This is a genomic window from Rhodanobacter spathiphylli B39 (assembly GCF_000264295.1).
Classification (GTDB): Bacteria; Pseudomonadota; Gammaproteobacteria; order Xanthomonadales; family Rhodanobacteraceae; genus Rhodanobacter; species Rhodanobacter spathiphylli.
In genome coordinates, this window is record NZ_AJXT01000045.1 from 14,252 (window position 1) to 30,331 (window position 16,080).

13 protein-coding genes and 1 tRNA gene are annotated in these 16,080 nt (G+C 67.9%); 8 read left to right on the forward strand and 6 right to left on the reverse strand.

Annotated elements, in window-relative coordinates; genetic code table 11:
* The first annotated feature begins 93 nt into the window (after nt 1-93).
* Both cysD and cysN read left to right on the forward strand, forming a co-directional pair.
* Complete coding sequence (gene cysD / locus UU7_RS13920; protein WP_007809323.1) at nt 94-1,014, forward strand: sulfate adenylyltransferase subunit CysD; 921 nt, start codon at nt 94-96, stop codon at nt 1,012-1,014.
* Nucleotides 1,015-1,405: 391 nt separating this feature from the next.
* Entirely contained in the window at nt 1,406-3,286 is a 1,881-nt protein-coding gene (cysN, locus tag UU7_RS13925; RefSeq protein WP_007809325.1) for a sulfate adenylyltransferase subunit CysN, read from the forward strand.
* 117 nt (nt 3,287-3,403) lie between these two features.
* Here cysN and UU7_RS13930 read toward each other — a convergent pair whose 3' ends face one another.
* A complete protein-coding gene (locus tag UU7_RS13930; protein WP_007809326.1) occupies nt 3,404-5,245 on the reverse strand; it encodes an SLC13 family permease in 1,842 nt (613 codons plus the stop codon).
* A 435-nt stretch (nt 5,246-5,680) separates the two neighbouring features.
* On the opposite strand from UU7_RS13930, the gene UU7_RS13935 reads away from it, so the two are divergent.
* The gene (locus UU7_RS13935; RefSeq protein ID WP_007809328.1) at nt 5,681-6,028 is read left to right on the forward strand and encodes an endonuclease domain-containing protein; all 348 of its coding nucleotides are present in this window, start codon (nt 5,681-5,683) and stop codon (nt 6,026-6,028) included.
* 167 nt (nt 6,029-6,195) lie between these two features.
* Here UU7_RS13935 and trmB read toward each other — a convergent pair whose 3' ends face one another.
* Nucleotides 6,196-6,900 (reverse strand): tRNA (guanosine(46)-N7)-methyltransferase TrmB, encoded by a 705-nt coding sequence (gene trmB, locus UU7_RS13940; protein ID WP_007809330.1) that lies wholly within the window; start codon nt 6,898-6,900, stop codon nt 6,196-6,198.
* A 175-nt stretch (nt 6,901-7,075) separates the two neighbouring features.
* Nucleotides 7,076-9,271 carry a DUF6600 domain-containing protein gene (locus UU7_RS13945; RefSeq protein ID WP_007809332.1) on the reverse strand — a complete coding sequence of 732 codons (2,196 nt, stop codon included), beginning with the start codon at nt 9,269-9,271 and terminating at the stop codon, nt 7,076-7,078.
* Between the two features lie 239 nt (nt 9,272-9,510).
* Here UU7_RS13945 and UU7_RS13950 point away from each other — a divergent pair.
* The 5 genes from UU7_RS13950 (at nt 9,511) to UU7_RS13970 (ending at nt 13,291) form a co-directional block, all read left to right on the forward strand.
* A tRNA-Gly gene (locus UU7_RS13950) sits at nt 9,511-9,584 on the forward strand.
* A 40-nt stretch (nt 9,585-9,624) separates the two neighbouring features.
* Nucleotides 9,625-10,077 (forward strand): ATP-dependent zinc protease family protein, encoded by a 453-nt coding sequence (locus UU7_RS13955; RefSeq protein WP_007809334.1) that lies wholly within the window; start codon nt 9,625-9,627, stop codon nt 10,075-10,077.
* A 10-nt stretch (nt 10,078-10,087) separates the two neighbouring features.
* Nucleotides 10,088-11,008: a 30S ribosomal protein S6--L-glutamate ligase gene (rimK, locus tag UU7_RS13960; protein ID WP_007809335.1), complete on the forward strand. Its 921-nt coding sequence runs from the start codon at nt 10,088-10,090 to the stop codon at nt 11,006-11,008.
* Between the two features lie 320 nt (nt 11,009-11,328).
* Nucleotides 11,329-12,015: a response regulator transcription factor gene (locus tag UU7_RS13965; protein ID WP_007809337.1), complete on the forward strand. Its 687-nt coding sequence runs from the start codon at nt 11,329-11,331 to the stop codon at nt 12,013-12,015.
* Nucleotides 11,999-13,291, forward strand: coding sequence for a sensor histidine kinase (locus UU7_RS13970; RefSeq protein WP_007809339.1), 1,293 nt, complete (start codon nt 11,999-12,001; stop codon nt 13,289-13,291). The genes UU7_RS13965 and UU7_RS13970 overlap by 17 nt, the downstream gene beginning before the upstream one ends.
* 168 nt (nt 13,292-13,459) lie before the next feature.
* On the opposite strand, the gene UU7_RS13975 is transcribed toward UU7_RS13970, so the two are convergent.
* The 3 genes from UU7_RS13975 to metF all read right to left on the reverse strand — a co-directional run bounded on the left by UU7_RS13975 (nt 13,460) and on the right by metF (nt 15,876).
* Complete coding sequence (locus UU7_RS13975; RefSeq protein ID WP_007809341.1) at nt 13,460-14,377, reverse strand: branched-chain amino acid transaminase; 918 nt, start codon at nt 14,375-14,377, stop codon at nt 13,460-13,462.
* Between the two features lie 66 nt (nt 14,378-14,443).
* Nucleotides 14,444-15,025, reverse strand: coding sequence for a DUF4124 domain-containing protein (locus tag UU7_RS13980; RefSeq protein ID WP_007809343.1), 582 nt, complete (start codon nt 15,023-15,025; stop codon nt 14,444-14,446).
* A gap of 26 nt (nt 15,026-15,051) precedes the next feature.
* Entirely contained in the window at nt 15,052-15,876 is an 825-nt protein-coding gene (metF, locus tag UU7_RS13985; protein ID WP_007809345.1) for a methylenetetrahydrofolate reductase [NAD(P)H], read from the reverse strand.
* Between the last annotated feature and the right edge of the window lie 204 nt (nt 15,877-16,080).

The following is a 16,080-nucleotide window of genomic DNA, read 5'->3' on the forward strand; positions in this document are numbered from 1 at the left end:
GCGTGGCAGCAACGGGCATATGTCCCGGTCAAACCGTCATAACCCGACAGCGGCGTTGCCATTAGTATTGCCGGGGAGATCACCGGAAACGACATGACGGACATCGAGACGCTCGCCCCGGCTTCGCATCTGAAGCGTCTGGAGGCGGAAAGCATTCACATCCTGCGCGAGGTGGCGGCGGAATTCGGCAATCCGGTGCTGTTGTATTCCATCGGCAAGGATTCTTCCGTGCTGCTGCATCTGCTGCAGAAGGCGTTCTACCCGGCCCCACCGCCGATCCCGCTGTTGCATGTGGATACCACCTGGAAATTCCGCGAGATGATCGCCTTCCGCGACCGCCGGGCGGTGGAGACCGGTTGCCGGCTGCTGGTGCACATCAACCAGGAGGGCGTGGCTCAGGGCGTCGGGCCGTTCTCGCACGGCGCCACCGTGCACACCGACATCATGAAGACGCAGGCGCTGAAGCAGGCGCTGGACAAGTACAAGTTCGATGCCGCCATCGGCGGGGCGCGGCGCGACGAGGAGAAATCGCGTGCCAAGGAGCGGGTGTTCTCGTTCCGCAACGCGCAGCATCGCTGGGACCCGAAGAGCCAGCGTCCGGAACTCTGGAATCTGTACAACGCACGCATTCACAAGGGCGAGAGCGTGCGGGCCTTTCCGCTGTCCAACTGGACCGAGCTGGATATCTGGTTGTACATCTACCGCGAGAAGATCGAGGTGCCTTCGCTGTACCTGGCCGCCAGGCGGCCGGTGGTGGAGCGCGACGGCGCGTTGATCATGGTCGACGACGAACGCCTGCCACTGCTGCCGGGCGAGGTGCCGGAGATGCGCAAGGTGCGCTTCCGCACACTGGGCTGCTACCCGTTGACCGGCGCGATCGAATCCGATGCGGACACGCTGCCGGCGGTGATCCAGGAGATGCTGGTGGCGCGTACCTCCGAACGCCAGGGCCGGGTGATCGATCACGATCCGTCCGCATCGATGGAAAAGAAGAAGCGCGAGGGCTATTTCTGATGGGCGCGGTGGATTTGGTTTTACGTCGTGCTGGTGGGGCTGTTTCGGGTTACGTGAAATCAAAAGCTTTACCCCCTCCCAACCTCCCCCTGCGAGCAGGGGGAGGAGCAAAGCGGGAAGCCGCCGCTTGTCTCCCTCCCCAGCGAGCAAGGGCAAGGCGCAGCGAGGCCGCTTGTCTCCCTCCCCAGCGAGCAAGCGCAAGGCGCAGCGTGGCCGCTTGTCTCCCTCTCCGGCGAGCAAGCGCAAGGCGCAGCGTGGCTGCTTGTCTCCCTCTCCGGCGAGCAAGCGCAAGGTGCAGCGTGGCTGCTTGTCTCCCTCCCCTGCTTGCAGGGGAGGGTTGGGGAGGGGTTGCTCTTCGCCCAAACACCCCCGCCCACCCGGAGGCCATCGCATGAATCGCCCGGATGCCGGCGCCAGCATCGACGCCTACCTGCAGCAGCACGAGAGCAAGAGCCTGCTGCGCCTGATCACCTGCGGCAGCGTGGACGATGGCAAGAGCACGCTGCTGGGGCGTCTGCTGTATGACACCAAACTGCTGTTCGACGACCAGCTGGCCACGCTGGAGGGCGACAGCCTGCGCCATGGCACGCAGAACGGCGAGCTGGATTTCGCCCTGCTGGTCGACGGACTGTCGGCCGAGCGCGAGCAGGGCATCACCATCGATGTCGCCTACCGTTTCTTCAGTACCGATCGGCGCAAGTTCATCGTTGCCGACTGCCCCGGGCACGAGCAGTACACGCGCAACATGGCAACCGGCGCTTCCACGGCGGAATTGGCGGTGGTGCTGGTCGATGCGCGCAAGGGACTGCTGACGCAGACCCGTCGGCACACGTACATCTGCGGCCTGCTTGGCATTCGTCATGTGCTGCTGGCGGTGAACAAGATGGACCTGGTCGACTATGCCGAGGACGTATTCCGGCCGATCGAGGCGGCCTACCGCGAGCTGGCCGGGCAGATGGGCATCGACCAGGTCACCGCGATACCGCTGTCGGCATTGCGCGGCGAGAACATCAGCAGCCGGTCGACGCTGATCGACTGGTACACCGGGCCGTGTCTGCTGGAGCAGCTTGAAACCGTGCAGATCGCCCACGCGGCCAGCGACCTCGGCTTCCGCATGCCGGTGCAGTGGGTGTGCCGCCCGGATCAGAGCTTCCGTGGTTACGCTGGCCAGGTGGCCGCGGGCACGTTGACGCGTGGCGACGAGGTGGTGGTGCTGCCGTCTGGGGTGCGTTCGCATGTTGCGCGCATCGTGACTGCCGATGGCGATCTGGAGCGGGCGCGTACCGGCGATGCGGTCACCCTGACGCTGGCCGACGAGCGCGACATCAGTCGTGGCGACATCATCGCCGCCGCGGCGAAGCCGCCGCAGGTCGCCGACCAGTTCGCCGCCAACCTGCTCTGGATGGACGAGAGCCCGCTGCTGCCGGGGCGTCCGTACTGGCTGAAGATCGGCACGCGCACGGTCACCGCGCAGATCACCGAGATCAAGCACAAGGTCGACGTCAACACGCAGGAACGCCAAGCGGCCAAACGTTTGCTGCTCAACGAAGTGGCCTACTGCAATATCAGCCTCGACCAGTCGATCGCCTTCGAGCCGTATGAGCGCTGCCACGAGCTGGGCGGCTTCATCCTGATCGATAGGCAGAGCAACGCCACTGTGGCGGCGGGCACGCTGGCGTTCGCGCTGCGTCGAGCCAGCAACATCCATTGGCAACACCTGGATGTTGACCGGGCCGCGCGTGCGTTGGTCAAGGGCCAGACGCCTGCCTGCCTGTGGTTTACCGGCCTTTCCGGCTCCGGCAAATCGACCATCGCCAACCTTGTCGAAAAACGCCTGCATGCGATGGGTTACCACACCTACATGCTGGACGGCGACAACGTGCGCCACGGCCTCAATCGCGATCTTGGTTTCACCGACGAGGACCGCGTCGAGAACATCCGTCGCGTGGCCGAGGTCGCCCGCCTGATGACGGACGCGGGCTTGATCGTGCTGGTGTCCTTCATCAGCCCGTTCCGCAGCGAGCGGCGCATGGCGCGCGCATTGTTCGACGCGGGCGAATTCCGCGAGGTCTTCGTCGACACGCCGCTGGCAATCTGCGAACAGCGCGACGCCAAGGGCCTGTATGCCAAGGCCCGGGCCGGAAACATCAAGAACTTCACCGGCATCGACTCCCCGTATGAGCCGCCGGAAGCCCCGGAGCTGCACCTGCAAACCACCACCGCCAGCGCGGAAGTCCTGGCTCAACGTGTCGTCGACAGCCTGCTGGCCTGATCATTCGGGGTGTCGCCCGTCCCGCAAGGCAACGGCTTGCGCAACAGTGGCGAACACCGTGCTCCCTGCAGAACTTCAAGCCGGGCGCGCCGGCACCGCGTCGAGGCATCGCGTCGATCAGCGGAACAACAGGTTGATCGCCACCAGCGTGACCACCAGCACCACCAGGGTCAGCGGTACGCCCACGCGCAGGAAGTCCTTGCCTTTGTAGCCGCCGGGGCCGGTGACCATCATCAGCGCGGGGTGGCCGGAGCTGAGCAGGAAAGTGTTGGAGGAGGATACGGCGACGATCAGCGCATAGGCCGACGGGTTGCCGCCGGTGGCGACGGCGACGCTGATGGCGATGGGCACCATCATCACGGTGGCGCCGACGTTGGACATCACCTGCGAGAACAGCAGGGTGAGCACGGCCAGGCACAGTTGCAGCACCCAGGGCGATGCGCTGCCCAGGTGATCCAGCACCACCTGGGCGATCCACGCGGCGGTGCCGGTGGCGTCCATCGACCAGCCCAGCGGGATCAGGCAGGCGGTGACGAAGATGGTCTTCCAGTTGATCGCCTTGTAGCCCTCGTCCATGTTCAGCACGCCGGTGAGCAGCATGCCGATCGCGCCGGTCATCATCGCCACCGACAGGTCGAGGTTGGTGAACAGGGCCAGGCACTTGGCCAGCAGGAAGAAGCCCACCGCCTGCCAGATCTTGCCGGGACGCTGCTGTTCCTTGGGGATGTCGGTGACCACGACCAGGTCGCGGTCTTCGGCGGCCAGCGACAGGTCGCGCCAGTTGCTATGCAGCACCACGGTGTCGCCGGCGCGCAGGCTGACGCCGCGCACGTCTTCGCGCAGCACCTTGTCGCCGCGGGTCACCGCCAGCACGGAAATGCCGAAGCGCTTGCGCAGGCGCAGCTCGCCCACGGTGTGCTTGATGAAGCGCGACACCGGCGGAATCACCACTTCGGAAATGCCGGCGCGGCTCGGATTGAACAGCTCGCCCAGCTGGCGCATGCGGGTGGACAGGCGGCACAGCTGGTTGTTGGCGAACTGGTTGAGTTGCTCGCGCGGGCCGAGCACGCCCAGCACCGAGCCGACCCAGATCACGTGGTCGGCCGGCGGCGCCATGCGCGCATCGTTGCCGCTCTTGATCGCCAGGATCAGCGGCGCCTCGTACAGCTGTTCCGCCTCGCCGATGCTCATGCCGACCAGTGGGCTCTCGGCGGTGACGGTGAGCTCGGCGGTCTCGCCCACGATGCCGTAGGTCTCGGCGAAGTAGCTCTCGGTGCGCCCGGGCGTCACCTTCAGCCGTTCGTCCTCGTGCCCCGGCAGCAGCTTGCGGCCGAAGAAATAGAAATAGGCGACGCCGACCACGGCCAGCGCCAGGCCCACCGGCGTCACGCTGAACAGGCCGAACTTCGGGATCGTGTGCGCGCCCGGCGGCAGGTTCACGTTGGCGCTGGCGATCAGGTCGTTCAGCACGATCAGCGGCGAGTTCGCGATCAGCGTGGTGTTGGTGGCGGTGAGGATGCAGAACGCCATCGGCAGCAGCAGCCGTGAAATCGGCACGCCGGTGCGCGCGGCGAGCCGGCTGCTGACCGGGATCATCAGGGCGGCCAGCGCCTGGCTGGGAATCACCGCGCTGAACAGGCTGGCCACCATGTTGATGACCAGGCCCAGCCGCGACTCCGCCCCGCGCGCCATGCGCATGACGAAGTTGGCGGTGAGGTTGAGTACGCCGGCGCGGTCGAGCCCTTCGCCCATGATCATGATCGCGATGATCGCGATCACCGCGTTGCCGGCGAAGCCGTTGAACACGCGGTCGGACGGAATCAGCCCGGTCAGGCCGATCACCACCACCACCAGCAGCGCCACCATGTCGGCGCGAATCCACTCGAGCACCAGCATCAGCATGGTGAAACCCACCAGCCCGAGCACCAGGATCATTTCGGGGGTGAGCGAGAGCGCCATCAGCTGACGTCCCTGCGGCGCAGCGGCTTGCGGTGGATACGGCGGGGCAGTGGAAACTTCACGCTGCTGTCGATTCGTCCCTGGGCGGATGTCCGTGAGTATAAGCGGGGTGGTGCGGTTGCTGGTGAACCGCGGGCGAAGAGTGCGATGGCGTGCGCGAAGAGCGACTACCTCAGAATCGATTCCTCCCGTGCTTGCCCCTCAAGGGACTTCCTTCGGTCGCAGGGGGAGGGCAGGAGGGGGTGCTTTTGATCTTGCTCGGGCGAAGAGCAACCCCACCCCGGCCCTCCCCTACTGCGCAGGGGAGGGAGAAGTGCGGCGGCGCTGAGTCAACTGATGCGGCGGGAGAGCACGCGCCTTTGCTCCTCCCCCTGCTGGCAGGGGGAGGCGGGGAGGGGGTAAAGCTCTTGCTCTCCTCAAGCGAAAGGACTCGCCGTGCACATCAAGTGGATCCGCGCCCGCCGCTTGCGCAATGAAGGCACCGACGCCGAACGTCGACTCTGGCACTACCTGCGCCAGCGCCAACTGGCCGGCCACAAGTTCCGTCGCCAATATCCACTGGCCGGCTACATCGTGGACTTCGTCTGCGTGCCGGCGCGACTGGTGATCGAGCTGGATGGTGGGCAGCATCTGGACGCGATCGACTACGACCGGCGACGCACGGAAGTCCTGGGGCGCGAAGGCTACCGCGTGCTGCGCTTCTGGAACGACGAGGTGCTGCTGCGCACGGAGGATGTGGTGGGGGAGATTTTTCGGGTGCTGGAGGAGAGGTCAAGAGCGTGACCCCACCCCAACCCTCCCCTACCTTGTAGGGGAGGGAGTAGTTCCGGCGAGCTCGCAGCTTTTCTCCCTCCCCTGCGAAGTAGGGGAGGGTTGGGGTGGGGTCGCTCTTGCCGCTTTGCTCCCTCCCCTGCAACGCAGGGGAGGGTTGGGGTGGGGTCCGCTCCTGCTCAGACTTTCCGGTAGAGCAGATCCCGAACCCCATGCCCCAGCTTCAGCCCGCGCCGTTCGAAGTGGGTCTCGATGCGCCACTCGGGTTTCTCGGCGTATTGCCCGGCGCCGAGCTGGTTGCGCCAGGCGGGGGCGGCCTCCATCACTTCGAGCATGTGTTCGGCGTAGGGCTGCCAGTCGGTGGCCAGGTGCAGCAGGCCGTCCGGGGCCATGCGCGAGGCGAGCAGGGCGACGAAGTCGGGCTGGATCAGGCGGCGCTTGTTGTGGCGCTTCTTGTGCCACGGGTCGGGAAACCAGATGCGCGCCTCGGCCAGCGTGCCCGGCGCGATTTCGTGCTCCAGCACTTCCACCGCGTCGTGCTTGTAGATGCGCACGTTCTGCGCGTCGCGGGCGGCCAGCGCGTTCATCAGTCGACCCACGCCGGGGCCGTGGACTTCCACGCCGAGGAAGTCGCGCGCCTGGTCGTGCTCGCTGGCCCAGGCCAGCGCCTCGCCGTTGCCGAAGCCGATCTCCAGCACCAGCGGCGCGCTGCGGCCGAAGCTGGAGGCGAAGTCGTGCGGCGTGCCGCGGTAGTCGATGCCGAAGCGCGACCACAAGGTGTCGAAGGCGCGTTGCTGCGCGGGCGTCATGCGGCCTTCGCGCAGCACGAAGCTGCGGATGCGGCGCATGTAGTCGGGTGTGGTGGCGTCGGTGGGCTCGGACATCCGCCTATTGTAGGGCTTGTGCCGGCGTCGGCTGCTGCGCCGCCTCGGTGCAAAGTCAAAAGCGAACCCCACCCCAGCCCTCCCCTGCAAGCAGGGGAGGGAGTCAGGCGTGGCTGTGCGTTCCACTCCCTCCCCTGCGAAGTAGGGGAGGGCTGGGGTGGGGTCCGCTCTTGCCCTAGTGCCGCCGATCTTCCCGATCCAGTCGCTCGCCGCCCTTTCTCGGTGAGGGCCGCGACATGTTCTGCTGCGGCCTGGGGGCTTCGACCCGCGGTGCCGGGCGTTGCGGCGGCTCGTAGCGGGGCGGTGGTGGCGCGCTGGGGCGCGGTTGCGGCCGTGGCGCTTCGCGCATGGGCTCGCGCTGCACGGGCTCGGGGCGCTGGAAGCGTGGCTGCGGACGTTCGAAGCGGCGCGGCTCCGGCTCGCCCCGCGTGGGCGTGGCGACGGGCGTCTGCGCTGTCGCGTGCTGGAACCGCGTGCGGTCATACGGCACCACGCGTGCATCGTCGCGGCGGGTCGGCGGCATCGGGCGGGGCGCGCGCTGGTCGACCGATGGCGTGGACGGGCTCGGGGCGATGTAACTCACCCCGGGGCGCGGCATGTTTTCGCGGCGGTCGGCACCGTAAGGGCTGCGTGGATGCGCAAAGCGGGCCGAGCGCGGTTCGCCGTCGTCACCTGCGTTGGTCATGCGGTCTTCGCGGGTGGCCGGCGTGATGCGGGGCACCGTCGGCAACTGCGCGGTGACGGGCGCGGCGCGGTGCACGTTGCCGCCGTCGCGATCGGCCATCGGCGGGCGTCGCCCCGGGCCCTGGCTGCCCAGCACGCGCACCCGTCCGCTGGAGGCGTCGCCGGTCAGCTTGCCGTGGTTCGGCCTGCCGTAATCCGGCACGGGGGCGTCGTGGATGTCCGGCGGCGCGCGCCGGGCGACCACTTCGCGGGTGAAGCCGCCGGCGGGCAGGTTGCGCACGTGGGTGGTGCGCGGCCCGTGCCCGCCGCGATCGGTGGGGCGCACGCCGGCGATGTCGCGCGTGCGCAGCGACGTGTCGGTGAGCTTGCGCGGATCGACATGCAGGCGATGGTTTGTCACGCGGTGACCGCCGGCGAAGTTGTCGCCGGACACCGCGGTGAAGCCGCGGGGCGCGCCGCGACGGTGGTCGCCCCGATCGAAGTCGCCGCGACGGTAGCGGGTGTAGTGGTCATCGATGTCGCGCCGCGGGTCGTGTCCGCCGCGCACGCGGATGTTGTGCACGTTGACCCGGGTGTAATAGCGGCGGCCGCAGCGATACCACGGGTTGTAGATCTCGCCCGGGCCCAGCGGGAACCAGCCCACCGGCGCACCGCCGATCCCCACCGACCAGCCACCGCCGCCGACGAAGGCGACCAGCGCCGGCGCGTAGATCGCACGCACGCCGCGCGGGCCGGGAATCCAGCCCCAGCCGCGCTGGGTGTAGGCCCAGCGACCGTAGTGGTACGGCGCGTAACCCCACGGCGCATCGTCGATCCAGGTCCAGCCCCACGGCGCGATGTACGCCCAGTGGCCGTTGCGGTAGGGCGCCCAGTCCGAACCGACGTTGTGCGGATACCACACCGCGCCGTACTCGCTGCTGTCCTGCCAGGCGCCGTACTGGTCGAGGTCCTGGTAGCCGACCACGTCGTCGGAGACGTACTGGCTGCTGTCGGACTGTGCGTAGCGACGATCGCGCTCGCTGGCCCAGTGGTCGAAGGCGTCGCCGCCGGCGAGGTCGCTGATCGTCACCATGCCCAGGCTGGCGTCGGTGAAGCGGTAGCTGCGGCCGGGGTTGATCGAGCGCTGGGCGTTGTTCTCGCCGAACACGGTGGCGGCGCCATCCAGCGCCGCGATGCGGGTGCTGCCGTCGCGCGGATCGACGTCGACGCGGAACGTGCCGGGCCGGTCCACCACCAGCGCCACCGCGGGGGTGTCGATCTCGTAGCTTTCGCCGTCGCCGAGCTGGCGCACGGTGAGGCTCAGGCTGCCCTGGGTCAGTTCGATCTGCGCCAGCTGGTCGTCGAGGTCGAGCAGGCCGAGGTCGGACTGGCCGTCGATGCGCAGCGTGCCGCCGTCGAACTCCAGCTCGGCGCGCGTGCCCGCTGCGCTGGAGAGCTTGTCGCCGGTGGTCAGCGGGCGGTTGATGTTGGCGTCGCTCCAGTCCTTCGCGCCGGAAGGCAGGAAACCCAGGTCGCCGCCGACATACGACAGGCGCGCCACCCGGGTCGGCGGATCGGCGCTGTCATCGGCGTCGGATCGGGTGTCGGATTGGGCCTGCGCCAATCCGGCGACCAGGCACAGCAGCCATACCGCCAGCACGCGCCGGTAGCGGCGCCATGAAACAGGGGACTCGGCAAACCTGGACATGCGGCTCTCCTTGGCAAGTGCGGATGAGGCGGAAGCAGGGCGGGGAAGTGTCATGTGCTCGTGAACGCGCAGTGTCGAGCAAACGATGACCCCACGCCGAGTATGCGCAGGCGATTGTTCAGCACCCGTTGGGCGCGCCGCCTTGCTCCCTCCCCTGCGTGCAGGGGAGGGCCGGGGTGGGGTCGCTCCTGACGCCGCCTTCCAACCACGCGAATCCCGGGTTACCATCCGCCGGCCAAGCGGGTGTAGCTCAATGGTAGAGCTGTAGCTTCCCAAGCTACTGACGAGGGTTCGATTCCCTTCACCCGCTCCACTCCCCCGCTGCATCGATCCCCGAGCTTCCCACAATCCACATGGCGGATCTGATTACCTTGGGCTGGCGGGAGCGGCTGGCGTTGCCGCAATTGGGCATTGCCCTGCTCAAGGCCAAGCTCGACACCGGGGCGCGCAGCAGTTCGCTGCACGTGGACACCCTCGAAACATTCCAGCGCGACGGCGATACCTGGCTGCGCTTCAGCCTGCACGTGGGGCGACGCTCGCCGCTGGCGATCCGTTGCGAAGCGCCCGCGCTGGATCGGCGCACGGTCACCGATACCGGCGGCCGCCGCACTGAGCGCTGGTTCATTCGCACTGCGGTAGAACTGGCCGGGCAGCAGTTCGAGATCGACGTCAATCTGACCGATCGCCGGCATATGCTGTTTCCGATGTTGCTGGGTCGCAGTGCGCTGAGCGGGCGCGTTGCGGTGGACCCGGCGCTTTCCTATACCCAGCCGCGGCCGTCGACCACGACCGTGCCATCCCGATGACGGCCTGCCCATGAAGATTGCGATCCTTTCGCGCAACACCCGACTGTATTCGACCAAGCGCCTGGTCGAGGCCGCGCGCGTGCGCGGGCACGTGGTAAGGGTGTTCGATCCGCTGCGCTGCTACGTGCGCATCGCGCCGGGCGCGTCGTCGATCCGCTTCAAGGGCAAGGAGGTGCGCGACATCGATGCGGTGATCCCGCGCATCGGCACCTCCAGCACGTTCTACGGCACCGCGGTGCTGCGCCAGCTGGAAATGATGGGCGTGTACACGCCGAACCCGTCCGACGCGGTGCTGCGGGCGCGCGACAAGCTGCGCTGCCTGCAGATCCTGGCCGCCCGGGGCATCGACATGCCGGTGACCGTGTTCGGCGACAACCCCGACGACACCGACGACGTGCTGGCCCTGCTCGGCGATCCGCCGCACGTGATCAAGTTGAACGAGGGCAGCCAGGGCACCGGCGTGGTGCTGGCCGAGAAGCGCGCGGCTTCGCAGAGCGTGATCGAGGCGTTCCGCGGCCTGTATGCCAACTTTCTGGTGCAGGAGTTCGTGGCCGAGGCCAAGGGCAGCGACCTGCGCTGCTTCGTGGTCGGCAACCAGGTGGTCGCGGCGATGCAGCGCGATTCCAGCCCCGGCGAGTTCCGCGCCAACCTGCACCGCGGCGGCAGCGCGAAGGCGGCCACGCTGAGCGCCGACGAGGAGCGCATCGCGGTGGCGGCGGCCGGCGCGCTGGGCCTGGGCGTGGCCGGCGTCGACCTGCTGCGTTCGAACCGCGGCCCGCTGCTGCTGGAGGTCAACGCATCGCCTGGCCTGGAGGGCATCGAGGCCGCGACCGGCGTGGATGTGGCGGCGGCGATCATGGCCTTGCTGGAAACGCAGGCCGCCGGAAAGCTGGGCGAAAGCCGCGTCCGCCGGCGTCCCGCGAAGGCCTGAGGGCCGCCGTCGGTGCCCCGCCAGGATGTGAATTGACGCGGTGTTAACTCGCTCATAACCCGTCGCCCCCTATAAAGCTCCCACTGTTTTTTGCGACACCGCGACCCACACGGCGCGGCGCCGGCAGACGATGGTATCGGGGCAGTAACTTGGGCCCAGGTGGGCGACGGCGAGTCGCGCATCTGGGCTTTTTCTTGCCCGCACGAGTGCCACACGAACGCGCGTTCAGGTTTCTTTCGCTGCCGCCGCGCTGCGTTCATCCAAGCTTGTTAAGCTGGCAGCCCCAGCCGGCCCGTGAGCCGGCTGCGCAGGAGTGACACATGCGCGTACTGGTGATCGAAGACAACAGCGATATCGCGACCAACATCGGCGATTATCTGGAAGACCGGGGCAACGTGGTCGATTTCGCGGGTGACGGCGTGACCGGCCTGCACCTGGCCGTGGTGCACGATTTCGACGTGATCGTGCTGGATCTCACGCTGCCCGGCATGGACGGCCTGGAGGTCGCCCGCAAGTTGCGCCACGAGGCGCACAAGCAGACGCCGATCCTGATGCTGACCGCGCGCGACGCGCTGGAGCAGAAGCTGACCGGTTTCGAATCGGGCGCCGACGACTACATGACCAAGCCGTTCGCGCTGCAGGAGCTGGCCGCGCGACTGGAAGTGCTGGCACGCCGCGGCAAGGGCCCGCAGAGCCGCGTGCTGAAAGTGGCCGACCTCACCTTCAACCTCGACACGCTGACGGTGAACCGCGAGGGCAAGTCGATCCAGCTGAACCCGATCGGCCTGAAGCTGCTGCAGGCGCTGATGGAAGCGAGCCCGTCGGTGGTCACCCGGCAGGACCTGGAACAGAAGGTGTGGGGCGAGGAACTGCCCGACAGCGATTCGCTGCGCGTGCATATCCACGGCCTGCGCGCCGCGATCGACAAACCCTTCGAGAAGCCGCTGATCCACACGCGGCACGGCATTGGCTATCGGATGGTCGAGCCGGATGCAGTCCAGGCGTAAGCTTCGTTTTCGGCTGGTCGTCTCCTTCACGCTGTTCGGCTTCGGCCTCAGCGCGTTGTTTGCGTTCGCCGCGTTGAACATCCGTTCGCGGGTGGAAGACCAGCTGGTCAACGCCAGCCTGCTGGACGACGCCAAGTACGCGAACCATTACGCGCAGGAACACCCGGAGGCGCCGGGCCCGGGCTCGCAGCTGATCACGGGCATGACCAAGAGCGATCGCACCTTGTACAAGGCGCCGCTGGCCTGGCAGAACCTGGCCGACACCAATGGCGTGCACGACATCATCGAGCAGAGCGAGGATGGCGACCAGCGGCACTACAAGCTGGCGGTGTATCGCGAGAACCACATCATCAGTTTCGTCCGCTACGACGTCACGCGCGAGGAGCTGGGCAAGCAGCAATTGCTCATCAGTGTCATCGCCGCGGTGTTCCTGTTCGGCCTGCTGTCGCTGGTGCTGGGCCTGTGGCTCTCGCGCAAGGTGCTGAAGCCGGTCAGCGAGCTGGCCAATCGTCTGCGCGATTTCCGCAAGGCCGGCAAGGCCGAGCCGCTGGCGCCGCATTTCGCCGACGACGAGGTGGGCGAGCTGGCGCATGCGCTGGACGAGTATTCGGCGCGGCTCACCGCGATGGTCGAGCGCGACCGCGAATTCAATTCCGACGTGAGCCATGAATTGCGCACGCCGCTGGCGGTGATCGCCAGCACCACCGAATTGCTGCAGGGCTCGCCCGATCTCACCGAAAAGCTGAGCGAGCGGCTGAAGCGGATCGAGCGCGCCTCGCGCCAGGCCACCGAGCTGATCGAGGCCTTGCTGCTGCTGTCGCGCGCCGAGCGGCGCGGCCCGACCCGCGGCGAAACCACCGAGGTCGGCAAGGTTGCCGCCGACGTGATCGAGAGCCAGCGTCCCCAGGTGCGCGGCAAGCCGCTCACCGTCGAACTGCGCACCGAGCAGCAGGTCAGCGTGAATGCGCCGGCCTCCGTGCTGTCGGTGGCGTTGACCAACCTGATCGGCAACGCGATCAAGTACACGCTCGAAGGCAGCGTGCAGGTGGTGGTGGGCAACGGCAGCATCGAAGTGATCGACACCGGCCCCGGCATCAAGCCGGAAGATGCCGAGCGCCTGTTCCAGCGCGGCGTGCGCGGCGAAGGCGCCGGCGGCAGCGGTGCCGGGCTGGGCCTGGCGATCGTGCGCCGGCTGTGCGAACTGTACGGCTGGGACGTCTCGATGCGACCCCGCAGCGACGCCAACGGCGCGATCGCCAGCATCCGGTTCAGCTGAATTCCTGTTTCCCGAGAGTCAAGAGCGACCCCACCCCAACCCTCCCCTGCGTTGCAGGAGAGGGAGTCAGGCGGCGTTGCTCCTCCCCCTGCGTGCAGGGGAGGGAGCTGGGCGGCGTTGCTCCTCCCCCTGCGGGCAGGGGGAGGCCGGGAGGGGGTTGCTCTTGACTCAGACCTGCTCCAGCCAGCCCCACTTGTCGTGGGTGCGACCGTCGAACAGGCCGAAGAACAGTTCCTGCAGGCGGCGGGTGACGCGGCCCGCGGTGCCGTTGCCGATCTGCTTGCCGTCGACCGAGCGGATCGGGGTGACTTCGGCGGCGGTGCCGCACATCAGGATCTCGTCGGCGAGGTAGAGGTACTCGCGCGGCAGGTCGCGTTCGACCACTTCGATGCCGTCTTCGCGGGCCAGCGTCTTCAGCGTGTCGCGGGTGATGCCGGTGAGGATCGAGGCGCTGGCCGGGGTGGTGTGCAGCACCCCGTCGAAGACCAGGAACAGGTTCTCGCCGGCACCTTCGCTGAGCAGGCCGCTGGAGGCCAGCGCGATGCCCTCACCGAAGCCGAGGCGACGCGCTTCGCGTGCGATCAGCTGACCGGAAAGGTAGTTGCCGCCGGCCTTGGCGCCGGCCGGGATGGTGTTCGGCGCGAAGCGCTGCCAGCTGGACACGCAGGCGGTGATGCCGTTTTCCAGGGCCTCTGGCCCCAGGTACGGGCCCATCGGCCACGCCGCCACGGCGACGTCGATCGGGGTTTCCGCGGACAGGCCGAAGCCGCCCAGGCCCCGGTAGGCCACCGGGCGCAGGTAGGACGCGCCCAGGCCGTTCTTCTTGATCACCGCGCGGCAGGCCGCAGCCAGTTCGTCGGCCGTGTACGGCAGCGCCATGTCGTAGATCTTGGCCGACTGGTACAGCCGGTTGATGTGGTCGGTCAGGCGGAAGATCGCGGCGCCGTCGGGGGTGGCGTAGCTGCGGATGCCTTCGAATACCGACGAACCGTAGTGCAGGGCGTGGGACATCACGTGGGTGGTCGCCTGGGCCCACGGCTTGATCTCACCGTTCTGCCAGATCCACTCGGGGTACTGCTGGGCCATGTCGATTCTCCAGTGGGGACCGCCCATGATAGCTGCTGTCGGCCGAGCCGGCGTCAATGGGCGCCTTCAGTCAGCGTTGCGCAACCACAGGCAGCCGGCCTGGTGGACGATGTCGAAGCGCAGTTCGCGCGGGTTGCCGTTGCCGTCGCTGTCGGCGGTGTGCACCACCAGCTGATTGCGCGCCGGCGTTGCCGGGGCGGGATCGACGTTCATGGCGAATGGATCGGCGAGGCTGCTTGCCGGGGCGGGCGTCGGCGCGGATTCGTCGGGCGCCGTCACGTCCAGCAACGGCTGTTTCATCAGCCGGGTCAGCGACTGGATGTCGGCGATGGCCGCGCCGCGACCGTAGCCATCCCACAGCATCATGCCGGCCAGCCGGTTGGCGTCATGGTTGGCGAAGGCATCGATCACGCCCTGGCGCAACGCACCCAGAGTGGCGGCGCACAGGGTTGGCGTGGTGGTGGCGGTCACCGCGGGTGCCGACGCGGCGACACGACTGGCCGGGGTGGCCTGCAGCGCGGCGCAGGGCTGGTCGGTGAACACCGCACTGCCATTGGCGCCGATGCAGCGATGGATCGGCGTCTGCGCCGCGGCGGGCGCGGCGCAGGCGAGCGCGATCAGGCAGAGCACGGTGGCCAGGCGATACATCGCGCCAGCATACCCGCCACCGCGTCTCAGGAAAGCTGCTGCAGTACCGCCTGCGTGGCGCGGGCCCGGTTCAGCGTGTAGAAGTGCAGGCCGGGCGCGCCGCCGTCGAGCAGGCGCCGGCACAGCTGTGCCACCACTTCGGCACCCAGCGCGCGCACCGCATCGGCATCGTCGCCGTGGGCCTGCATGCGCTTGGAGATCCAGCGCGGGATCTCCGCGCCGCACATCTCGGAGAAACGCCGCAGCTGGCTGAAGTTGGTGATCGGCATGATGCCCGGCACGATCGGCACGTCGACGCCGAGCTTGCGCACGTCGTCGACGAAACGGAAGTACGCGTCGGGGTTGAAGAAATACTGGGTGATCGCGCCGTTCGCGCCGGCGTCGATCTTGGCCTTGAAATGCTGCAGGTCGCGCAGCGCGTCATCGGCCTGTGGATGGGTTTCGGGATACGCCGCGACCTCGATGTGGAAGTGGTCGCCGCAGTGCGCGCGGATGAAGGCCACCAGCTCGGCCGCGTAACGGAAGTCGCCCGCCGTGGCCATGCCCGAGGGCATGTCGCCGCGCAGCGCCACCAGCCGCCGGTAGCCGGCCGCGCGGTAACCGTCCAGCAGTTCGGTGATCTCGGCCTTGGTGCCGCCCATGCAGGACAGGTGCGGCGCCACCGGCAGGCCATGCTGCGCGTGCAGCCGCGCCACGGTGTCCCCGGTATAGCTGAGCGTGGACCCGCCCGCGCCGAACGTGACGGAGGCGTATTCCGGCTGGTGCGCCTTCAGCACCTGCGCGGCGCGATCCAGCTGCGCGCGTTGTTCATCGGTCTTGGGCGGGAAGAACTCGAAGCTGATCGACGGCATCGCTGGGCATCCGGTGGGCGGTGCCGGCGAGTATATATCTTTGTTTCGCGATGAAGCGATAGATCAAGAGCGACCCCACCCCGGCCCTCCCCTGCGAGCAGGGGAGGGAGCAGAGGCGCCGGGTTGACTCCTCGCGCTGCGCAGCAGGGGAGGGAGCAGAGGCGCCGGGTTGATTCCTCCCCCTGCGCAGCAGGGGGAGGGCAG

Coding starts and splice junctions, on each gene's coding strand:
- cysD (WP_007809323.1), top strand. CDS start 94: ATGACGGACATCGAGACGCTCGCCCCGGCTTCGCATCTGAAGCGTCTG.
- trmB (WP_007809330.1), bottom strand. CDS start 6,900: ATGTCCGAGCCCACCGACGCCACCACACCCGACTACATGCGCCGCATC.
- UU7_RS13980 (WP_007809343.1), bottom strand. CDS start 15,025: ATGTATCGCCTGGCCACCGTGCTCTGCCTGATCGCGCTCGCCTGCGCC.
- rimK (WP_007809335.1), top strand. CDS start 10,088: ATGAAGATTGCGATCCTTTCGCGCAACACCCGACTGTATTCGACCAAG.
- UU7_RS13930 (WP_007809326.1), bottom strand. CDS start 5,245: ATGGCGCTCTCGCTCACCCCCGAAATGATCCTGGTGCTCGGGCTGGTG.
- UU7_RS13975 (WP_007809341.1), bottom strand. CDS start 14,377: ATGGCCCAGCAGTACCCCGAGTGGATCTGGCAGAACGGTGAGATCAAG.
- UU7_RS13955 (WP_007809334.1), top strand. CDS start 9,625: ATGGCGGATCTGATTACCTTGGGCTGGCGGGAGCGGCTGGCGTTGCCG.
- UU7_RS13945 (WP_007809332.1), bottom strand. CDS start 9,271: ATGTCCAGGTTTGCCGAGTCCCCTGTTTCATGGCGCCGCTACCGGCGC.
- UU7_RS13965 (WP_007809337.1), top strand. CDS start 11,329: ATGCGCGTACTGGTGATCGAAGACAACAGCGATATCGCGACCAACATC.
- UU7_RS13970 (WP_007809339.1), top strand. CDS start 11,999: ATGCAGTCCAGGCGTAAGCTTCGTTTTCGGCTGGTCGTCTCCTTCACG.
- metF (WP_007809345.1), bottom strand. CDS start 15,876: ATGCCGTCGATCAGCTTCGAGTTCTTCCCGCCCAAGACCGATGAACAA.
- cysN (WP_007809325.1), top strand. CDS start 1,406: ATGAATCGCCCGGATGCCGGCGCCAGCATCGACGCCTACCTGCAGCAG.